This window comes from Brevibacillus centrosporus (assembly GCF_046622605.1).
Classification (GTDB): Bacteria; Bacillota; Bacilli; order Brevibacillales; family Brevibacillaceae; genus Brevibacillus; species Brevibacillus centrosporus.
In genome coordinates this window covers 1,281,930-1,303,437 of record NZ_CP176856.1, presented here as the reverse complement: position 1 = coordinate 1,303,437, position 21,508 = coordinate 1,281,930, and the positions used below count along the sequence as shown (strand labels likewise).

At 48.9% G+C, this 21,508-nt stretch carries 19 protein-coding genes and 1 pseudogene; 7 read left to right on the top strand and 13 right to left on the bottom strand.

Translation table 11 applies throughout. The features are described 5' to 3' along the window. Positions 1–13: 13 nt before the first annotated feature. The 4 genes and pseudogenes from ACLIN2_RS06940 to ACLIN2_RS06925 form a co-directional block, all read left to right on the top strand. Positions 14–961 (top strand): annotated as a pseudogene (locus ACLIN2_RS06940) (Ger(x)C family spore germination protein); the annotation flags it as partial. A 34-nt stretch (positions 962–995) separates the two neighbouring features. Further along, positions 996–2,213 carry an IS256 family transposase gene (locus ACLIN2_RS06935; protein ID WP_411502676.1) on the top strand — a complete coding sequence of 406 codons (1,218 nt, stop codon included), beginning with the start codon at positions 996–998 and terminating at the stop codon, positions 2,211–2,213. Between the two features lie 240 nt (positions 2,214–2,453). Further along, a complete protein-coding gene (locus ACLIN2_RS06930) occupies positions 2,454–2,687 on the top strand; it encodes a hypothetical protein (protein ID WP_092266286.1) in 234 nt (77 codons plus the stop codon). Beyond that, positions 2,680–3,777 carry a GerAB/ArcD/ProY family transporter gene (locus ACLIN2_RS06925; protein ID WP_411503608.1) on the top strand — a complete coding sequence of 366 codons (1,098 nt, stop codon included), beginning with the start codon at positions 2,680–2,682 and terminating at the stop codon, positions 3,775–3,777. Before ACLIN2_RS06930 ends, ACLIN2_RS06925 begins: the two co-directional genes overlap by 8 nt. A 134-nt stretch (positions 3,778–3,911) precedes the next feature. Here the strand turns inward: ACLIN2_RS06925 and ppsA are convergent, their stop codons facing one another. Beyond that, positions 3,912–6,527 carry a phosphoenolpyruvate synthase gene (gene ppsA, locus ACLIN2_RS06920; RefSeq protein WP_411503607.1) on the bottom strand — a complete coding sequence of 872 codons (2,616 nt, stop codon included), beginning with the start codon at positions 6,525–6,527 and terminating at the stop codon, positions 3,912–3,914. Positions 6,528–6,835: 308 nt separating this feature from the next. Here ppsA and ACLIN2_RS06915 point away from each other — a divergent pair, with 308 nt between their 5' ends. Beyond that, the gene (locus ACLIN2_RS06915; protein ID WP_122923884.1) at positions 6,836–7,153 is read left to right on the top strand and encodes a helix-turn-helix domain-containing protein; all 318 of its coding nucleotides are present in this window, start codon (positions 6,836–6,838) and stop codon (positions 7,151–7,153) included. After that, a complete protein-coding gene (locus tag ACLIN2_RS06910) occupies positions 7,114–7,986 on the top strand; it encodes an IS3 family transposase (RefSeq protein ID WP_411502845.1) in 873 nt (290 codons plus the stop codon). The genes ACLIN2_RS06915 and ACLIN2_RS06910 overlap by 40 nt, the downstream gene beginning before the upstream one ends. Before the next feature lie 66 nt (positions 7,987–8,052). Here the strand turns inward: ACLIN2_RS06910 and ACLIN2_RS06905 are convergent, their stop codons facing one another. From ACLIN2_RS06905 to ACLIN2_RS06875, 7 genes are all read right to left on the bottom strand, one after another. Next, positions 8,053–8,844, bottom strand: coding sequence for a class I SAM-dependent methyltransferase (locus ACLIN2_RS06905; RefSeq protein ID WP_411503606.1), 792 nt, complete (start codon positions 8,842–8,844; stop codon positions 8,053–8,055). 15 nt (positions 8,845–8,859) lie between these two features. After that, entirely contained in the window at positions 8,860–10,386 is a 1,527-nt protein-coding gene (locus tag ACLIN2_RS06900; RefSeq protein ID WP_122924184.1) for a tripartite tricarboxylate transporter permease, read from the bottom strand. Positions 10,387–10,400: 14 nt separating this feature from the next. Further along, a complete protein-coding gene (locus ACLIN2_RS06895) occupies positions 10,401–10,862 on the bottom strand; it encodes a tripartite tricarboxylate transporter TctB family protein (RefSeq protein WP_301171604.1) in 462 nt (153 codons plus the stop codon). 80 nt (positions 10,863–10,942) lie between these two features. Further along, positions 10,943–11,983 (bottom strand): tripartite tricarboxylate transporter substrate binding protein, encoded by a 1,041-nt coding sequence (locus ACLIN2_RS06890; RefSeq protein ID WP_411503605.1) that lies wholly within the window; start codon positions 11,981–11,983, stop codon positions 10,943–10,945. A gap of 198 nt (positions 11,984–12,181) precedes the next feature. Continuing rightward, positions 12,182–13,252: an AbrB family transcriptional regulator gene (locus ACLIN2_RS06885; RefSeq protein WP_301171602.1), complete on the bottom strand. Its 1,071-nt coding sequence runs from the start codon at positions 13,250–13,252 to the stop codon at positions 12,182–12,184. A gap of 221 nt (positions 13,253–13,473) precedes the next feature. Beyond that, complete coding sequence (locus ACLIN2_RS06880) at positions 13,474–14,346, bottom strand: LysR family transcriptional regulator (protein ID WP_301171601.1); 873 nt, start codon at positions 14,344–14,346, stop codon at positions 13,474–13,476. A 3-nt stretch (positions 14,347–14,349) separates the two neighbouring features. Beyond that, positions 14,350–15,051, bottom strand: coding sequence for a TerC family protein (locus ACLIN2_RS06875; protein WP_122924180.1), 702 nt, complete (start codon positions 15,049–15,051; stop codon positions 14,350–14,352). 205 nt (positions 15,052–15,256) lie between these two features. On the opposite strand from ACLIN2_RS06875, the gene ACLIN2_RS06870 reads away from it, so the two are divergent. Then, positions 15,257–16,180, top strand: coding sequence for an ADP-ribosylglycohydrolase family protein (locus tag ACLIN2_RS06870; protein WP_411503604.1), 924 nt, complete (start codon positions 15,257–15,259; stop codon positions 16,178–16,180). A gap of 220 nt (positions 16,181–16,400) precedes the next feature. On the opposite strand, the gene ACLIN2_RS06865 is transcribed toward ACLIN2_RS06870, so the two are convergent. From ACLIN2_RS06865 to ACLIN2_RS06845, 5 genes are all read right to left on the bottom strand, one after another. Further along, positions 16,401–16,814, bottom strand: a complete 414-nt coding sequence (locus ACLIN2_RS06865; RefSeq protein ID WP_301171599.1) for a VOC family protein — start codon at positions 16,812–16,814, stop codon at positions 16,401–16,403. 136 nt (positions 16,815–16,950) lie between these two features. After that, on the bottom strand, positions 16,951–17,259 hold the full coding sequence (locus ACLIN2_RS06860; protein WP_092266298.1) for a hypothetical protein: 309 nt from the start codon (positions 17,257–17,259) through the stop codon (positions 16,951–16,953). A gap of 122 nt (positions 17,260–17,381) precedes the next feature. Further along, entirely contained in the window at positions 17,382–17,582 is a 201-nt protein-coding gene (locus ACLIN2_RS06855) for a cold-shock protein (RefSeq protein WP_092266299.1), read from the bottom strand. A gap of 256 nt (positions 17,583–17,838) precedes the next feature. Further along, positions 17,839–19,164: an MFS transporter gene (locus tag ACLIN2_RS06850; protein WP_122959804.1), complete on the bottom strand. Its 1,326-nt coding sequence runs from the start codon at positions 19,162–19,164 to the stop codon at positions 17,839–17,841. Positions 19,165–19,319: 155 nt separating this feature from the next. After that, complete coding sequence (locus tag ACLIN2_RS06845; protein WP_400584075.1) at positions 19,320–21,479, bottom strand: acetate--CoA ligase family protein; 2,160 nt, start codon at positions 21,477–21,479, stop codon at positions 19,320–19,322. Between the last annotated feature and the right edge of the window lie 29 nt (positions 21,480–21,508).

Here is a 21,508-nt window from a genome sequence, read left to right as displayed (position 1 = left end):
CGGCAAGCCTTATACTACTGTAACCAAGACTGGCCATGACATCGGTGAAGCGTATCGCCTCATCCAGTCCGATCTATCTCGTAGAATCACCTTTGGTCAAACAAGCGTCGTGGTAATCGGAAAGGAATTTGCCAAAGCCGGGATCAGTCAGGTTCTGGAATTCATTTCTCGAGAACCGCGGTTCCATATCAATACCAACGTGTATATCGCACCTGGTAAAGCAAAAGAAATAACGACGATCCCCATCATCTTTGAACGCTTTCCTGTAGATATATTGCTCGCCTATAGTAGAGAGCTTGTGACGCTCGATACGACAGCAAAGGATTGTTTGGCTGCTTCTTATTACGGTGGCGACATGTTAATTCCCATGCTAAAAGTCGAAACCAAAGCCATCCCGAGCGAAAAAAAACAGGTACAAAACTGGCTGGGAACAGACGGAGCAGCCATTTTCAAGAACGGAAAACTGGTGAATACTCTCACGACTTATGAAATGAGGGGGGCTATGTGGATTCTAGGGAAAATGAGGGACGCGGAGATTACGGTAATCGCTTCAACTGATGGCAAACCACTCGATTTTATGATCAACCAATCCCATTCCAAAATAAAGCCAATCATCGAGGGAGATCAAATCACGATACACATTCATTGCAAAGCGGATGCTTCCTTGATATCCTCGCAATCCACCATTCCATTGCAAGATCCGGAGCAAATTAAAAAATTGGAGGACAGCCTTGAAGAATTGGTAAAGAATCGGATCAAGAAAGCCATTGAGTCCTCGCAGAAAGTGGGTGCCGATGTCTTTCAATTCGGTTCGTACCTGGATTGGTATCTTCCAAGCGTTTGGAAGGAAGTTGCTCCTCGTTGGCGGAAAGTGTATCGCGAAAACGTGAAAATCGCTCCTCATGTAGAGATCACTATAAAACGGCTGGGAACCACTGAGAGCGTAAAAAGTTTTGTGTAAATGGTTAAACTTGCCATTAAGGAGATGATCATTTATGCAAGACAAAAGGGATCTTACGATCAAAGAATTAGCAAAGGATTGCCGCACCATCGAGGATGTCCATGTGATGCTGAAGGACCTGTTTCGTGACACAATCCAGCAGTTGTTTGAAGCTGAAATGGATGATCACTTAGGCTACAACAAGCATAGTTCCGACGGCGACCATACTGGCAATAGTCGAAATGGCTACAGCAAAAAGACGGTGAAAACGAAGTTTGGCAACACCGAACTTCGTGTGCCTCGTGATCGCAACGGCGAATTTGAACCTCATATTGTGAAAAAACACGAGACTACCGTAAATGGTTTAGAAGAGCAAATCATTGCTCTCTATGCGAAAGGAATGTCTACGCGAGACATCGAGGAGCACATGAAGGATTTATATGGGATCGAGGTGTCAGCGGCGATGGTCAGTAAAGTAACGGATAAGATCATGCCAATGGTAGCGGAATGGCAATGCAGACCGCTTGACCGCGTTTACCCCATTGTATTTCTTGATGCTATCCACTTTAAAGTTCGCCAAGATAATCGGATCATCAATAAAGCAGCATACAGCGTTCTAGGTATTACCATGTCTGGACATAAGGACATTTTGGGTATATGGATTGGTGAGCACGAGAGTGCTAGCTTTTGGCTAAATGTGTGTACGGAGTTGAAAAGTCGCGGGGTAGAAGATATCCTGATTGCTTGTAAGGACGGACTTTCAGGGTTTTCAGAGGCAATTCATGCTGCATTCCCGAGAACTCAGATTCAGCTATGCGTCATCCACCAGATACGGAATTCCATGAAATATGTCCCCTTCAAAGAAGAAAAGCTAGTCTTGGCAGACTTAAAGAAAGTCTATCAAGCTCTTACATTAGAAGAAGCCGAGGTTGCCTTCTCTACTTTTAAAGACAGATGGGAGAAGAAGTATCCTATTATTATACGTTCCTGGGAAAATAACTGGATTGAGTTGACCGCTTATTTTAACTATCCTCCAGAGATTCGCAAGATGATCTACACCACGAATGTTATTGAGGGATATCACCGTCAACTCCGCAAGGTAACAAAAACGAAAACTGCCTATCCATCTGACGATGCCCTACGAAAGATCATCTATCTTGCAACTATTGAGGCTTCGAAGAAGTGGACTATGCCAGTCAGGAGTTGGAAAGAATGTATATCGCAGCTTGCCATCCATTTTGGAGACCGATTGCAAGCGGAGCTGTCCGCCTAATCCAACTGTTGAGCCGGCTTGACATGGAGCCTCTGCGGGCATGAGATCTTGCGATCGGGCGATTCTTGTAAAGACATGCATCGCACGGCGAACCAGCCTATCATGCCCGCCCCTCCATGTAAAGCCTTTGATGTAGCTATTCATTTCTTAAAAACCCATTTACACAAAATAATTTACATTCCCGAACCACTAAAAATCCTATTCGCTTCCATCCAGAAGAGTCATCATCAGGGGGTTGAAATGATCATCGTAGCCATGGTATTTGCAATCATCTTTGGGTATGAGCTTCGCTATCTACATCATCAAAACCGAAAAAAGCGAACAAAACGGATCGTCGTAGGGATGGTACTTTTCTGCTTTCTCAGCTTTGAAGCCCTCTATTATTTTCGGGATTCTTTCCAGTTTGCCAAAGTAATTGAGTATGTTTTTCACCCGATGGAAAAGTTCATTATTTGGAGAGGCGAAAATGAATAAGGAGCTGGGGCAAGTATCACAATCACAGCTTTATATGTTGTTCACCCAGTACCTTTTTACAACTATGCTTGGCTTTCGCTTGACCGCTTTGGTAACGGAGGCAGGTTTTTCTTCATGGATTCCCCTCCTGATCGGAGCAATATGTGGCCTTGCCATTACCTATGTCTCCTTTCGAGTGGCCATAAAACGTCCAACCGCTTTCTTTGCTACCTATGGCAAATACATTGTTGGAAAGTGGCTGCACTATCCTCTCATCAGCATCATGATTTTTACGAGCTTGTTCAGTGCAGCTTTCGTCTTGCGCGAATTGCAGGATTTCCTGGTCGAGGTCTACCTTCCCGAAACACCTGATTGGGCGGTTACAGCGCTTATTAGCATTTGTATTGCCTATGCCGTCCGTTCAGGCGTGCATGCTATCTTTCGGTGTGCGCAAGGGATCTTCTTCTTAACCATCCTCGGAATGCTGATGATACCCGTATTCGTCGTCCGTGATATGAATTTCCAAATGACCATTGCATTTTTTCAGCATATCCAGCAGGACAAACTCGGGACTGCCAGTTATTTAGTCACAGCCTTATTTGGCGAAATGTCCTTCACCCTGTTTTTGTTCCCCTATTTTTCACACCCACAAAAATCTTTCAAGTCTTTGGGATGGGCAGTCATAACCTCGTTATTCATCATCTTGACTAGCCTCATTTCAACCTTGCTCGTATTTGGACCACATTTAACAAGTGAACTGATTTACCCCGAGCTAGAGCTCATTCGTTTCATCCGAGCAGGTTCTTTTCTGGAGAATCTGGATCCTGTCCTGATTGCAGTGTGGCTCACCAGCCTTTTTATCAAAATCAGTTTGTTCCTCTTTATATCTGTGATAGCACTTACTCACAGCTTTTCCTTACAGGATCACAAACCATTTGCTCTATCCATGACAGCCATCATGGTGGGACTCTCTTTATTCATGGCCAGATCTAAAATGGAACTTGCTCATTTGACCAATCACGGTATGGTAAGCCTTCTTTTGGTAGCGGAAGTCATCCCTGTCCTTTATTTTGTTGTAGACTGGACGCGTACAGCTTTGACTAAACGGTGAAAGCAGACCATGTTGAAAAGGCACCAGCCGCAAGATGGCTGGTGCTGCTCAGAGATATTACCACCGCTTACTTCCACCCAATGTTTTACTATCCGCTCTCCATGACAAAGGCTCTTTCTTGATGTATTCAGCCATTACAGTATCTCGATATAGCCTACTGTCCCATGCACACGAATTCGCTGTCCGTCTTTTATCAGCTTGGTAGCATTCTCCACGCCGACAACTGCGGGCAAACCATACTCTCGTGCGATCACCGCTCCATGGGTCATCAGCCCACCGACTTCAGTGACGAGACCTTTTATCGATACAAACAATGGTGTCCAGCCAGGATCGGTAAAAGTGGTGACCAATATATCTCCCTCTTCTAAATCAGCGTCTTCCATGCTTAAGATGACACGTGCGCGCCCCTCTATTACTCCGGAAGAAACAGGTAGACCTGCAATCGCTTTATCCGGAAGATTTTCCCTTTTGTACTCACCTGTAATGATTTCCCCATCAGACGTGATTACACGTGGCGGAGTTAGTTTTTCAAAAAACTTGTAATCGTCTTTTCGATTGCTGATGATCCGATCATCCAGCTTTTTTGTGCGCACAACCTCGTGAAGCTCTTCAAAAGTAAGATAGTAGATATCCTCTTTTTCATGAATCACGCCAGCTTCGACCAGCTGTTCGGCTTCCTTTAGCAAAGCCAGCTTATAAACCAAGTAGCGATGAATCATGCCGTATTTGGGATACTCCCTATACCCGCTAAAATTTCGGATTCGGTCGATCATTTGTTTGGTTTCTTCCGCTTTTTGCTCACCATCCGGTAATGTTCTCAATCGCTCTAGCAATTCTTGTTCTTTTTCCAACGCTTCCTGTCGCCCTTGCTCAAATTTTTGTTTTCCCGCATTCGGCTCAAAGTTTTTGATGTTGCCTAGAATCAGGGGGACAAGTGTCAGTGGTTTTTCAATCCAACGCGTTCTCGTTATATCGATTTCTCCGGCACAGCGCATTCCGTATTGCTGAAGATAGGAATAGATCGCGTCTCGGGCTTTCTGTCCACCATCAATTTCAGCCAGCGCCTCCAAAAAGCTATCGTCTTTAACATGCTGCAAAAAAGCAATGACTTCCGGAAAAGGACGAATCACATCTGCGACATCCATTAACGCCAGACCCATTTCCGAAGTAATATTGTTCGGTACGGATTGGGAAAGCGTATCTGCTGCGTTTTTTTCCCCTAACCATTCGTACAGGTTTTCATTGATCCATGCTGAAGCGTTCATAGCGGTCATAAACACAGCCGTACTTTGAGGATCAAATAAAATTTTCTTTAATTGCTCGATGTCTTCTCGAATAAAATCGAGCAAGTCTGGCCCTGATTTCGCTTGGATGCTGCGCTTTAGCTCTTCGATCGAGGCTTGACTGCGCTTCATCAAATCAGAGACGATTGCGGAATCGCTTTCGATTTGAATTTGAGGACCCACAGGCGGCATACCTTTCTGATTTTTACCAGGCCCCGGTGCTTTTTTATCTTCTGGCAACGCTTGTATAAAATCTTCTCGCCCTATGATGGTCGTAAGTGCGTCCTTTAAGAGCGGATCGGATTTTCCGAGGGTATCCACCATGACTTGTCTGCTGTCAGGGGAAGCAAGCATATCGGTAATATCGACGAACAACCTACCCCCAGCTGTTCGCATAGGCGCACGAGTCGTTAACAGGAAAAAAGACAAGCCCAGTGGTTTAATGGGGTCAGTCATCATTTGCTGATGGCCTACAGATATATAGACGTGATTTTCTTGATCGTTCACCTCAGGGATGGGGTACAACGTCGTGATTGGCCGACTCTGGACGATAGAAAAAGTGTCATCAGCCAAGCACCATTCAATATCTTGCGGGCTGCCAAAATAAGCTTCAATCTGCCTTCCAATACGGGCCAGCTGTAAAATCTGTTGATCCGATAAAGTTTGCGTCTTTTGCAGATCTGGATCGATCTCTTGTGTCACTGTCCCGCCTTCTTTTCGCCCGTAGATCGCCAGTTTTTTGGCTGCAATCCTCCGATCGACGACTTCTCCCTCCAGTACTTTATAGCAATCGGCAGATACCACCCCAGAGACCAATGCTTCTCCAAGTCCAAAGCTGGCATCGATGGATAGCAGCTTCCGATTGGACGTGATCGGATCTGCGGTAAATAATATTCCAGATACCTGTGGGAAAACCATTCTTTGTACGATCACGGATAAATAAACTTGACGGTGGTCAAATCCATTTTGCATCCGGTAAATGACCGCTCGTTCCGTAAACAGGGAAGCCCAGCATTTGCGGATATGCTCCAGAATGGCTTCGATGCCGATGACATTTAAAAAGGTGTCTTGCTGACCCGCAAAAGAGGCATACGGCAAATCTTCCGCGGTCGCGCTAGAACGAATGGCATACGCGTGTTCTTCTCCAAGCTGGGTGTGATAATGAGCTACGGCCTCCGCGACATCCGCTGGAATTTCCACTTCGCTAAGGATTTGTCGAATTTGCCTGCTGATTTCACCAATTTGTTCTCGCTCTTCTCCTTTTAGGATCGCTAGTTGATCCAACAAGGCACGGTACGTCTGGTTATGTGCGATGGCCTTTTGAAATCCCACTGTTGTCACGCAAAATCCTTCTGGTACGTGGATTCCTTGCATTTTTGCCAATTCCCCTAAATGCAGCCCTTTTCCGCCAACGAGCAGAAGCTGGTCTTTGTGTATTTCCTGAAAGCCGAGAGCCAAAGAACTCATTCCATATCTCCCCTAACCATTCAATTGAGAAAAAGCATTTGACATGAGGTTGCCGGCATGATACAATTAAAATGTAAGATGGGATGACTATTGGAAATTTAACAAAACAGTCGTATTTCGATTATAGCATCGTGACTGTTTTTACGCTATAGAAAAGAACCTGGTAAAGCTGTCCAGGTTCTTTTTTGATTTTCGTTGCCATTTTGCACAGCAAAAAGCCCCCACCGTAAGGCTGAAGTGCACCCCTTAGAATAGACATTGGAAAAACCCCTAGGGAAATCCGATGTAATTCTAGGGGGTGTATTTTTATGGCAATGAAAGGTCAGAAGTATAAGTCGTATCCTGAATCCATGAAAATGGAGGCGATTCGTTTACATCTCGAGGAAAAGTGGACTTATCGGCAGATCACCGAGCACTTTGGTATTCAAGATAAAGACCGCGTAAAGAAATGGATGAAAAAGTATAAACAACTTGGAGAGTTTGGCTTTCTCGATCAGCGAGGTCGACGCCAGGCGTATATCGACCAGGATCGATATGTTCAACAATTGAGGCGGGAGAATCACATGCTAAAAAAGTGTTGGGAAATTTGGATGCGGGAGGTGCAGCACAGAAGTACTCCATCATAAAAGCAGCAGTTGGCGAGTACAGCGTCACGGAACTTTGCAAGCTGTTTGGCGTTTCAAGAAGTGGATACTATGCGTATGTAAAGCGACAGAATGTTGATCGAGACAGACCGGTGAGAGATCTCATCCAGAGTGTGTATACGAAGTATGATGGGAAATATGGATATCGACAAATCCAATTGTTTTTGCTGCACGATCATGGAGTGTGGATCAATCATAAGAAGGTTCTGCGTTTGATGCAAGAAATGGGACTCCGTTCTCGAATTCGTCGCAAGCATCGTAATCATTATGCTTCATCTGAAGGAGGACGAGTTGCTGAGAATGTACTGCAGCGTGATTTCAGAGCACAGGCTCCCAATCAAAAGTGGGTAACCGATATCACGCAGTACCGTGTGAAAGATACTTGGCTGTACGTATCGGCCATTAAAGATTTATTCAATAACGAGATCGTGGCTTATCACATGGACGTTAAAAATGACAGACAACTCGTCCTTCAAACCTTTACGAAAGCCTTTGAAAAGACGAAAGACGTGACTGGACTGATCGTTCATAGCGACCAAGGATGCCAGTACACGTCCTACGATTACCACGACATGCTGCCTACGGTTGGCGCCCAAATCAGCATGTCGAGGAGAGGCAATTGTTACGATAATGCCTCTATGGAGAGCTTCTTCTCGCATCTCAAAACGGAAGGACTCTACCCTTATGATATCCGAAATCTGGATGAGGCACAAAGACGAATTGAAGAATATATCCAATTTTATAACGAAAGTCGACCGCAACGAAAACTGAAAAAGCTGACGCCGGTAGAGTACCGACGCCAGCTTACTGCCTAGGGCTTTTTTCAATGTCCACTAAATGGGGTCTTGACCAAGGCTAAAGGTAGGGGCTTCTCTCTTTTTTCATCTTTTTGCTTGCGGCTTTTCAAACAGGGCCATCCATTCATCCACCTGAATGGATACGACCTCCTCGCCTGCCTTTTCCACTGCAAAGTAGGTTTGGACTTCTGCTTTCGCCTCGGTAATATGAGCCGTGACCTGAGCTACCTGTTCTTCTGACTCCGTCGTTCGTCTCACCCAAGTCGCATACGGGAAGGTCTTTTTGCGAATACGGGACTGGCCTTCTGCAAGACCTGCCTGCTCGATCCACTTCCGCCATTCCGAGCAAGAATAGCTGCGTACATGACTGGTATCCCGCAGCTTCTCCAGCGTGTTCACAAAACGATCCAGCTCCTCCTCCTCCGGCGCGATGTTGTCAATCAGCACGAACTTGCCACCGGGCCTCAGGACACGTGCGACTTCCTGGACAAATGCCTGGGGATTGGGGAAGTGATGAGCGGCAATTCGGCAGCCGACTGCATCGAAGGTATCGTCGAGAAACGGGAGTGCCTCTGCGTCCGCTACGACATAAAAGACATTTCTGCAGTGCGCCTTTAGATGATTCCGAGCTGCAGCTAGCATCGGCCCGGTCAAATCCGTCGCAAAAACCTGACCTACATGCGGAGCGATTTTTTTGGTAAGATGCCCCCCTCCTGTCGCCACGTCGAGAAAGACCCAATCAGGCGATGGATTCAGCCAAGGCGCCAGCAGGGAGAGATCATCTCCCGTCGCGTGTGTCTGGCTGGTCACATACTTTTCGGCATTGGCGCCGAACTGCTGTTTGACTTCCTCTTTGATCTTTTTGTCATCTCGCATGCGTTTCACTCTCCTTTACCCTTCTACGTTCACCACTACTTTTTTCCCTCGCATTTTCATGATCAACGGAACCGAGATCCACAGAACCGCGATAATCAGGAAGACCAGAGATACTGGCTTTTCAATAAAGATGGAGAAGTCTCCGTTGGACGTCGTCAGTGCGCGACGCAAGTTATTTTCAATCATCGGCCCAAGCACCAAGCCCAAAACAAGCGGTGCCATGGGGAAATCGTTTTTCGCCAGAAAGTACCCGACTACCCCACAGATCAGCAGCAGCACGAGATCAAATACCGAGACGCGTACTGCGTACACACCGAAAATGGAGATTGCCACAATCATCGGGATCAAATACTTCGGCGGTGTCTCAATCAGCTTGGCAAAAACTTTGACGAGAGGCATGTTGAGAATCAGCAGCATCAGGTTACCGATAAACATACTCGCGATCAAGCCCCACGCGATGGTCGGATGCTCGTCAAACAGCAGGGGACCTGGCTGCACGTTGTACATGATCAAAGCACCCATCAGCACAGCGGTCGTCCCTGTTCCCGGAATCCCCAAGGTCAAAAGAGGAATCATGGCTCCACCCGAAGCTGCGTTGTTGGCTGACTCAGGAGCGGCCACACCCGCGATTGCCCCCTTTCCGAACTTCTCGGGATTTTTACTGATTTTCTTTTCGAGCAAATAAGCGAGGAAAGACGCCAATGTCGCACCTGACCCTGGAACAATTCCTTTAAAGAAACCAACCAAGGACCCGCGGATGATCGGCCCTGCACTTTCTTTCAAATCCTCTTTGGTTGGCAAAATGCGAGAGATTTTGGCGATCTCCCCTTCATTCGCGTCGCGCTCAAGAATCGTTTTGAAAACCTCTCCGAGAGCAAATACCCCGACTGCAATCGTCAAAAATTCCAAGCCGGAATAAAGCTCGGGCATGTCAAAGGTAAAGCGCGCCACACCAGACACGTTGTCCATGCCGATCGTCGCGAGCAAGAGTCCGAATACCGTCATGATCAATGCCTTGGTGACTGACTTTCCTGCCAATCCGCTCAAGGCGCACAGCCCGAGGATCATCAGGGAAAACTCATCGGCAGGACTGAGCTTGAGAGCGACATTTGACAGTGGCTCTGCCAAGAATACCAGACCGACAAGCGAGACAATCCCTGCTACAAACGAACCGATCGCAGCGATCGCCAGGGCGACTCCCGCCCGTCCCTGCTTGGCCATCGGGTATCCATCCAATACGGTAACAACTGAGGATGACTCACCTGGCGTATTCAACAGAATCGAAGTCGTGGAGCCCCCGTACATCGCCCCGTAATAAACACCCGCCAGCAAAATAATCGCGCTGGTCGCAGCCTCCTCTGGCGGAAGCCCGCCTGTCAGCGATGCAGTTACGGGAATCAGCAACGCGACGCCGCTAATCGGTCCAATCCCTGGCAAGACGCCTACTACCGTCCCGATCAGTACACCGACAAACGCAAAGATGATATTTTGCCATTGCAGGGCTGTAGCAAAGCCATTTAATAAGTAATGAAACGCATCCATTTGTCATCCACCTCCTAAAAGCCTAACCATGCTGGTAAACCGGGCAAGCTGCCATCGAGAACATTGACGTACAAGAAGTAGATACCAAAGGAAAACGCGCCGGAAATAAGCAGTGTCGAGAGCCATTTTCCCTTTGACATGGTCTGGAAGCCAACCAGCAAAAAGAGGAAGGTGCTCACCACATATCCGATTTCCTCCATTAGCAAAACGTAAAGAAGCGCCGCTACGAGTATGATGAGAAATCGTTTGTAATCGAGCGCAGGTCCCTGCTTTTTCTCCTCTTGCTTGTATTTGAATGTTTCGTAAAACAAGCGCAGGCTCAGCAAAACCAAAAGAGCTCCGAGGCCGAGCGGAAAGATATTCGGCCCGACATTGCTTCCGTACGCACTCGAGGAAATGTTTTGGCTGCCAATCAAAAATGCCGCTCCCAAGACGAGAAACAACAGGCTGGCGTAGCGATCAAATGTTTTGCTCACGTGCTCCTCCCCTTCTCACAAAAATTTAAGAATGGAGGAGGAGAAGAATCACTTCTTCTCCGTCTCCGCTCTCCCTTTGTTTATTTCGCCATATTGAGCAGACCTAGGATTTCTTTGAACATTTTTTCTTGTTCGCCCAAATAAGTTTTGAAGTCTGCCCCGTTTTTGTATCCGTCATCCCAGCCGTTTGTTTCCAGCTCCGCTTTCCACTCAGGCGTTTTCGTCATGGCTTTCAGCTTCTCTTCCCAGTACGCTACCGCATCCGGCGTCATATCTTTTGGCCCAAACACGCCGCGCCAGTTGATCAATTCGGTGTCATAGCCAGCTTCCTTATAAGTCGGGATGTCCTTGAATGTGCCTTTCAGCCGCTCTGGAGAAGAAACGCCCAAGATTTTTACCTTACCCGATTTCACATATTCACCAGCACCCGATACATCCGTAGCGAGTACGTCTGCATTTCCGCCCAAAAGCGCTGCGATCGCCTCACCGCCACCGTCGTAGGAGATGTATTTTACTGATTTTGGATCGATGCCTGCTTTCACCGCCGGCATCAGGAAGGTCAAGTGATCGAGGGAGCCTGGAGCAGATCCGCCTGCTACGGTTACCTTTGTCGGATCAGCCTTGATCGCGTCCATCAGGGATTTCAGATTGTTGTATGGAGAGCCAGCTGCCACAACGATGGCGCCGTAGTCCTTCGTCAGCTGGGCCAACGGTGTCATATCATTGTAAGAATGAGGGCTGTTCCCTTCCTTTTTCAGGTTGTTGATGATAATCGGTGTAGAAGGAAGCAGAAGCTTGTAATTGTTTTTCTTGTCCTGCGTCACGAAGTCTGCCAATCCTACTGCCTGACCGCCACCTGGCTTGTTTTCGACGGTGATCGTCTTCTCTACCAGCTTGCTTGCTGACATGACCTTTGCAACGGATCTCGCTGTTTTATCCAGGCCACCACCTGCACCCGATGGCGCTGTTATGACAATTGGCTTTTCCGGATAAGTGGAAGCAGCCTTCCCGCCACCTGCTGCGGTTTGCCCACCGCCGCCTCCACAGGCTGCCAGGCTCAGTGCCATCGCTGTCGTAAGAAGTACGCCGCTCCACTTCTTCCATTTCTTTGTTTGATTCATCTGTATATCCCCCTTTGTTGATAGCGTTTTCAACTAAGGAGATCATAGCACCCTATGAAAGCGCTTCCTAGTTTGTTCGGATTTTTTGGATAAACGCTATTTTTATGATTATTTTCATATTTTTCACGCGAAACAGACCTGCTTCTCCATCTCGGGAGAACACAGGTCTAGCTGTTGAAAAAAGACTTCATTCTTGCGTCATGCACTCGTTTCTTGAGGCGCCCCTCCTTCGCGGCGGCGACGGTTGATCCATGTACGCACCCCGAAGGAAAACAACGTGAGCACAAACAGAACGCGAAACAGCTGAAAGGCTGTGACCAAGAGCGGGTCTGCCCCAAGGGTCAAGGCAGTCAAACTCATCTCTGCAATTCCGCCTGGCGCAGAAGCCAAAATCATGGTGATTGCCTCTGTCCCCATCCCATACGAGATGCCTACGGCCAGAGCGATTACCATCACGAACAGAAGAACAGAATGCATGAGGCCGAGCAGAAAGAAGCGGCGGCTGCGGGCGATGTCCTCTCGCTTGAAGCCAAGACCGATCCCGACTCCGATCAGCACCTGAGCTCCTTTCACCAGAAAACCTGCCAGGGCTGGATGTCCGGTGGCAAGTGGCGTGTTCAGCATCACGACAGTGGTGAGCATCAGCGCTCCGAGCAAAAATGGGGCGGGAAACGAACAGCGGGAGGCAATCCACGCCCCTCCTATTCCGACGACGAGGATCAGCAGCGTCTTTCCGAATCCCAGCACCTGATCAGGCACAGCCGCCTGCATCGCGGCATGATGCGGCAGCCATGTTACGAGGAAAGGCGTGCACAGCACGATAATGACAGCGCGAATCGAGTGAAAAATGGAGATGATCTGCTGGTTCCCTCCAACCGTCTTACCGATCGTCACCATTTCGGATAAGCCTCCCGGGACGTTGCTGAAAATGGCGGTTATGCCGTCAACCTTGCCCACTTTCCAAAAGATCCAAGCATTGATAAGACTGATCAAGACAGTCAAGATGGTGGCGATCAGCATCAAACCGATGTGACCCGTCATGGCCTCCCAGATTTCGGGTGTCATGCGCAAGCCAAGCGATATGCCGATCACGATCAAGCCTGCTTGGCGAGACCACTTTGGAAGCCATAGGTTTCGAACACCGAGAAACGTACATACAACCGTAGTAATCAAAGCTCCGAGCAACCATGGAAGCGGGCTGTGAATCGCAGTAAACAGCAAGCCTCCCAGTGCTCCAAGCAGCAATGTAAACGTTGCGCGCAGCAGCATAGACGTTTCCCCTTTGACGATCTGACGTGAAGTGCGGTTCTTTGGTAAAGTACCCCTAGTGTAGTACAGCCGCTCTCGCAGAAAAAATACAAAATGGTTATCGGCAGCGATTCCTTGGGTGAATGATGGCGGGCTGTTGTGGTCGACTCCATCCGATGATACAAAAAAACCTGCTGCCTCCAGCATGACTTCCATGCGGGTGCAGCAGGTTTTCTTTTCTTTTACTGAGGGACTTCTATATCGATCTGTTCCATGAATTGTACAAAAGCTTTGACCATCTGCAGACCTAGCGCGTCCTCATGATAGAACATCCACGTCTTTCGCTTGATCGGTTCGCCTGCTGCGCTCGTCAGTCCGATCATGTACAGATCGTCTTTGCCGCTCAGAACTACCCGGGGCAAAATGGCGTAGCCCAGTCCGCTCGCTACCATTTCACTGCACGTATCCGCCTTGTCGACCTCCATGCCGATCTGCGGCGGCTGGGAAAAGTTCTCGGTCCACCAGCCGTCAACCAGTGCTCGCAGCATGGGATCCGTCTCGTAGTCAATTCTCGGCAGATTAGGCAGGTCTTCTATCTGGATCGGTTCCCGGGAGACAACACAGACGGCTTCTTCAAACAGCAGCAGCTTTTTGTCCGTCCAATTGTAATTCCCCCGGACGAAGCCCACGTGGACATCTTGATTGTACACGCTTTTGTAGACATCTTTACTCCAGCCGGTGATGACCTTGTAATCGATGTTCGGGTAAGCTTCTTTAAACCTCTTCAAAATCATCGGGAGCTTGTAGCGCGCGAAGTAATTGGAAACCCCCAACCTCAGTGTTCCGTTTACTTCGTTCCCCATGTTTAACACGTTTTCCTTGATGTTGCGCAGCCGCAGCAGCATCTCATCTGCGCATTTTGCCAGATATTCGCCTTGGGGGGTAAATTGCACCCCTCTGCTCCCACGCTGCACGATCTGCACCCCAAAATCTTTTTCGATCTGGCGCAATCGTTTCGTTAGAGCAGGCTGGGAAATATACAACGCCTCTGCTGTTTTCGTGATATTCTGCTCACGAAACAAGGTTTGCAGGATGTGCCAGTCGCGATATTCCATGTATTACAACGTCTCCGCGTGATCTTGTCCGACCTGATTGGCTTTTTCCTTTTCCGCTTTGCGCTTGAGGTAGTTCCCCACTGCGATGACAACCAGTGCCAAGGCAACTGGCAAAATGATGTGCAGGGCCGGCAAGGTCTCTTCGATAAATCCACCGACCAGCTTGTCTCCTACGATCATCTCGCCCGCCGTATAACCGAGCAATGCCGCTCCGAGCAGTACGATAATCGGAAAACGGTTCATCAGCTTCATCAAAAGCTGGCTTCCCCAAATGATCAGCGGAATACTGATGGCCAGACCGATCAGCACCAGCAGCATGTTGCCGTTGGCTGCACCCGCGACCGCGATGACGTTGTCCAAGCTCATGATCAGGTCCGCGAAAATAATAGTTTTCAGCGCTTCCATCATGTTCGCACCGCCGCCGATGTGACTGTCCTCATCCTCACCTTTCAGCAGCTTGACTGCAATCCAGATGAGCAAGAGTCCGCCAACAACCTGTACCAACGGAATTTTCAACAGATAGATTGCGATAAAGGTCAGAATGACACGAAGTCCGATAGCCCCAAAGCTTCCCCAGAAGACTGCCTTCTTTTGCAGCTCCGGGCTCAAGTTTCGACAGGCAAGAGCGATCACAACCGCGTTATCGCCACTCAGTACGATGTTTACAATAATGATTTGCAAAAGACTTAGTAAAAACTCTGTCATGATTGCTCCCTCCTCAAAATGTAACCGTACTGTCAATAATAGACCTTTCTCTATTAATGTGCAGTAGTAATTTAATTACTTGCATAAATTTTATGGGAAGAAGCCCTGATTCGTCTTGTTACCTCTGACGCAAAAAGCACCATAACTTTTTTGCTGCGCCAAGCGTCTAACTAGGAGGAAAGCAGATAGAAAACGAGGTGAGATCATGGAGAAATATACAGGAAGCCTGCTGGGACTTGCAATCGGGGATGCTCTCGGAGCCACTGTTGAGTTCTGCAAACCCGGTACGTTTGAACCAGTTCGGGAAATTGTGGGTGGAGGCGTTCACAAGCTTGAGCCCGGAGAGTGGACAGATGATACTTCTATGGCGCTCTGCTTGGCGGAAAGTTTATTGCAGGCAAACGGGTTCGACCCGACGGATCAAATGAAACGGTATCTCAAATGGTTCCGCGAAGGATATTTAAGCAGCAAGGACCACTGCTTTGATATCGGCAATGCAACCCGGGATGCCCTCCTCTCCTTTGAAAAAACAGGGCGTCCCTACGCCGGCTCAGCGGATCCTTGGTCTGCCGGAAACGGTTCGATCATGAGGCTAGCTCCTGTCCCGCTGTTTTATGCAGAGGACCCTGCTCTCGCCTTGGAAATGTGCGCTCGCAGTTCAGCTACGACCCACGCTGCGAAAAATGCCGTAGACGCCTGTGTCTACTTCGGTGGATTGCTTCTAGGTGCCCTTCGGGGAGAGGAAAAAGAAAAGCTTCTCGCAGATTTTTACTCACCGATCGAGAATGGCTCCTTCTTTGAAGAGATGACACCGGAGCTTTCTGCTGTCGCCCGTGGCTCCTATAAACGCAAAGACGCCTCTCACATAAAAGGGAGTGGCTACGTAGTAGAATCACTCGAAGCTGCATTGTGGGCGTTTCATCACAGCAGCTCTTTTGAGGAGGGGCTCTTGCTCGCCGTAAATCTAGGAGATGATGCCGATACCACGGGTGCTGTGTACGGTCAGTTGGCAGGTGCTTATTACGGCATGGAGGGATTGCCGCCAAGAATGTGCGCGATCATTAAAAATCGAAAGCTCATCGAAGCCATTGCCGTCAGACTTTATCAGAACAGGTATCAGACATCCTAGCCGCCTCTTTCCTTAAGAAAACCTCAATCGAGGCCATCTCATGGAGGAGCGACCCCGTTTTAGCAGAAAGTTTTACCGAAGTGATGCCGGAAGATGGCGCTGAGGCACTTCGCCATGCGCTCCAGAATTCATAAGCATTTCGCTACTAAATTCTTATACGTTGAACAAAAGACCCATGTGCCTCGGAAATTCCGGTTCACACGGGTCTTACTCGTCCTTCTTACCTATTCGCCGCCTCATCCTCTTCCGATGGCCAACCGCCCCATAAATGGTTGATGTGTCCATCAGGGTCACGAAGTTGAAAGCTGTAGCCCCCGCCTTGCTTGTAGAGCATCTCGCTCAGTTTATAGCCCTTTTCTGCAAGCTCTTGATAGACCGTGTGGATATTTTGGACCTGCAGAGAAATGATCGGCTGGAACTGCCCCTCCATGTTGCGAAAATCGAGACTCGGGACATTTTCCGTGCGCACAAGACCAAGCCCTACTCCACCTACGTTCATCCATGCCTCGTTGTCTCCAGGTGTAAACGCAAATGTAAAGGGAATGCCAAGCACTTCATTGTACCATTTTACAGATACTTCCACATCTTTTACAGGCAGTTGCACAACGGCAAAATTGGTGATGTTGACCGACATTTCCTTCGCCCCTTCAAATTATATCCACTTCATTTTACCATTTCTGCAGTGTCATCTGGCAAATAATTCTAAAATAGGGAAAATAAAAAGGGCAGGCTCCGATGCACAAGGCCTGCTCCTTTTATCCCACCTAATCCTAAACCGACTTCATATACCGATACATCGCGTAATCCGTGCGTACCTTCCGAATCGCTAACCAGACCGGCAAGCCTCGCGCGACCCAGCGCAGTGCGGACAGGATATTTTGTTCGTCTTCAAACTGCTCAACGATGACCACTGTTTTTTCATTGATATACTGCTGAAGCTCGTCCCAGCCCATTTCGGAGTAGGCATCCCGCCCGTACGTTTTCAGGTCCAGAAAGTCCTGGCGCTTCGGCTCTTTGATTTGCATGAGACGGCTGATGGCTCTCGCGCAATCAGGGTGAATTGGATGGTGAGATGACATGCGATTATTCCCTTCTTTCCTTTATAACGGTACGGTCCTCAAATGAAAGGGTCGTTTTTTCGAAATCGAGAATAAAAAAAAGCAACTGTCCGTAAGAACAGTTGCTAATTTCTATCATTAGACTACAGTTTTACAACATTCTCAGCTTGTGGGCCACGTTGACCTTGAGTAATGTTGAATTCAACACGCTGACCTTCATCCAAAGATTTGAAACCATCGCCTGTGATTGCGGAGAAGTGAACGAATACATCGTCTCCACCTTCAACTGAAATGAATCCAAAGCCTTTTTCAGCGTTGAACCATTTAACTGTACCTGTTGTCATCAATAAAAACCTCCAAATTTCAAGTGAGCCATATGTGCCGCATAAGCACTAGTACTCTAACAACTACTATAACACATTTCATTTAACTATGATAGAAATATAAAAATATATCGTTCGCAAATTTGTTTCCAATTTTATTTCACTGTTTAGCCTCTTCAAGCGAATCATAAACGAAAGACTGTCGGGTAGAGAAAAAGAAAAGCTTAGTACCCTATTGGCACTAAGCTTTTCCCCTCTCCATCCACCAGCAAACAGGCTACTGAACAGTCGTGATGGGTTTATGTTCCACTTTCTTACGGAGCCATGGTCCTTTTCCAGCAAACAGGCATGGAATGTAAATGATGACTCCCACTCCCACCGCAATCCACAGCCAGGAATCCCAGCCGGACGCAGCCACGACCAGAGGAGCAATCAAGGTAGTCAAAATGCCCATCATTTTGGATACGAGCCCAAACACCGCCCATGCAGAGGATTGCAGGGAAGGGTTGACGTCCTCTGCATTCTCCGAAAACAGGGCACACCATGGACCATAAGCGATACCGATCAGACCACCGAGAATGGAAGTATAGATCATCATGGCACCATCGGATACCTCTTTGCCAAACAGCGAGAGGAAGAACAGCATATAGAGGGCAAACAGAATAGCTCCTGTCAGCGATACGATTTTTCGCAGCTGAAGTCGGTCAGAGACCCAGCCTGCAATAAGCAGTGTCAGCAGGTTAAACAGCCAGAAGTACTTGGCGATGGATGCCGCCGCGTGAGGCTCATAGCCAAAAGCATCTACCAGCATTTTCGGGCCGAATGATGCGATCGTCAAATAGGTAAGCAAAAAGAAGGAAACACCGATGCTGAGCATCCAGATGTGGGGAATCCCCAAAATGTCGCGCATCTTCGGTTTGGTGATAGCCTTTTTGTCTTCTGATGCTTTTTTGTTTAGCTCCACTTCATTTTCAATGACATGAGCGCGAAGCTTTGGAGAAAGGTCACGAATATTAAACATGATGACAATCGCTGAAACGGTCGCAACGGATCCTCCTATAATAAACTGCGACTGCCACGACTGATAGATGGGCAGTGTCCATCCTGCCATTGCTGCTGCAAAAAAGTTGGAGCCCACTGGCCCAAACGTCCAAAAACCAAAGGCGAGTGCACGGCCGAGACGTGGCGAGAAGTCACGCACCAAGCCTGCCGTCGTTCCCAGAGCCAGACCATCGACGAATGCGAGCAAAATACGCAGGAGTAAAAGTCCCGAGAGCGAGCTGACGAGAGCCATGCAAAAGACGCAAACAGCGGTGAGGAACAAGCCTGGAACCAAAAAGCGGACGCGGCCGTATTTATCTGACAGAGGTGCGACGATCAATCCCGAGATGGCGGAGGCAATGACGGAAATCGCAGAGACGACGCCGTACTGGGCGAGCGTAATGTTCAAATCATTCAACAAGAGCGGCAGCACCGGTGCGATCTGAGCTTCGTAGGATGCGATAAAATTCGCGAGAATGGCGATAAACAATAACCAGATCCTTTTTCCTCCGACTGGATATTCCGTGAGTTCCCGGGACAATAATCCCGTGCTTTTTGGCATTTTTCGTCGCCTCCTTTAGTGGTAAAGCGCTTACAAATCCAAAGAATAAAAGCAAACTCAAACGAAACGCACCGAGTCACTAGCGTTGCATTTGGTAGGTGATGGCGTCCAGCAGACCTTGACTCGGTATCTTGCTGAACGCCGCGAAAGAAATGTTATTGGGAGACGACTCTATCCGTTTGTTTCCACTTCATCAAGGCATCGAGCGCCTCGACTTGCCCGCCATTTACCCAGAGTGGATTGATTTCCAGCTCCTGCAGACTTTGTTTTGCAGAAAAGGCAAGCTGACTCACTTTGTAGATCGCATCCGTTACCTTCTCCAGATCGGCAGCGACTCTGCCGCGCGTTCCCTTCAGCAAAGGAATGCCGCGCAGCTCTTCCAGCATCACTCTGATCTCATCACGCTCAACCGGCAGCACACGCAGGCTGGTGTCCTTGAACACCTCGACGAAAACGCCGCCTATTCCTACCGCCAGTACCAATCCCCACAGCGGGTCATTGACAATCCCCACCAAAAGCTCCGTTCCCGGCGGCCGCATCGGGCTGACAAGCATACCTTCGATTCGACTGCCTGGTGCTCGTTTTTGTACATTCTCTAAGATCTCCTGATAGGCATCGGCTACCTCTGCCGCGGAAGCAAGTCCCAGCTTCACGCCGCCAATATCGCTTTTATGGGCGATATCCTCGGATTGGATTTTCATCGCTATCGGATAGCCTACCTTTTCAGCTGCCGAGAGGGCTTCCTCCAGCTTCGTCGCGAGCAAGCCAGGAACGACCGGTACGCCGTGCTCCTCCAGAAACTTGCGCGCCTGGTATTCGGACCATTCGCCGCCCGATACATCTACAGCCAACTGGGCAACAGGATGCGCTTTATTTGCCGCCGCCGCTTTCGTCGCCCGATATTTCTCGTTCCACCAGACCGCTTTTCCTAGTGCGGTAAGCCCGTGCTCCATCCCTCCCACGAAATGGAGGCCGTACTTGTCAGCCACCTTCTGTCCGAACGGCGTCATCTCCAGTGAGGTGTTCATCACGAGAATGACTGGACACGCGGCATTATTGACGATTTTGGACAGCTCTTCGTACTGCTCGTAGACGGGGGCGACGTCCTCCGGCTCCACCCTGGGCGGGTCTACCAATGAGATGATGAAATCCAGCTCAGGGTCCCTCGAGACTGCCGCCAATGCCCGCCGCATCAAGGTTCTGTCAACAACGACGTACCCTGTCACATCGAGCGGATTGTGCACGGTGGAAAAGCTGGGGACGATCTCCTTGAGCGCTTGCACCGTTTGCGGAGAAAACTCTGGCAGCTCGATCTTCTCGTCGGCAGAGCGATCCGACAGAATATCGCAGGCCCCTCCAGAAGGTGTTACGACGCCCATTCTTCGTCCAAACAGCGGCGGTGTGTAACCTAATAGCCCAGCAGTCGTGAGCAGATCCTCCAGTGAGTTGACGCGAATGACGCCGAGCTGACGGAACGCCGCGTCATTGACCGCGTCATCCCCGACCAGTGCACCGGTATGTGCCATCGCGGTATGTGCGCTTTTTTCACTGCGTCCGATCTTCAGCGCAACGACCGGTTTGCCGTACTGCAGCGCTTTTTTGGCTACCCGCGCAAACTCTTCAGGCTGCCGGATCGACTCCAGGAACAGGGCAATGACCTTTGTCGAGTCATCCTCAATCAAATAATCGATGATATCCGTCGCAGAAATCATCGTCTCGTTGCCCATCGCTACGAGAAAGCTCAGGCCCACATTGCGCACCTGCGCCAGCGTCATAATCGAGCTGGCCAATGCGCCGCTCTGCAGAACCACACCGACCGGCCCTGCCTTGAGCGGCGGCGTGATCGGCAAACCATACGGCGTCAGACTCGAGGTAACGTTGACAAACCCGTTGCCGTTTGGTCCCAGAATCAGCTGATCATGCTCTTTGGCAAAGGCGAGCAGCTCCTGCTCCAGCTTTTGTCCCGCTTCCCCTAGCTCACTAAAGCCAGCCGTCAAGAGGACCAGATTGCGGATTTTTTTCTCTGCCGCTTCCTTCATCACCTGCATGATGTGACTGGAAGGGACCATGACGTATGCCAAATCAATCGAGTCCTCAATATCTAGCAGGGAGTGATACGCTTTTTGCCCGTGCACGACATCCCGATTGGGGTTGACGCAGTAGATTTCACCACTAAAATTCATAATCTTCAGATTTTTATAGGTAAAAACCGACCACATGGACTTGTCTGTTGCCCCGATCAGCGCTACATTGCGCGGATGGAAAAACTCCCGCAAACGTTCGGGGGATACGGCTACTTTTGCATTTCCACTCAATACCGACACCTCCAGTTCAATTCAACCTG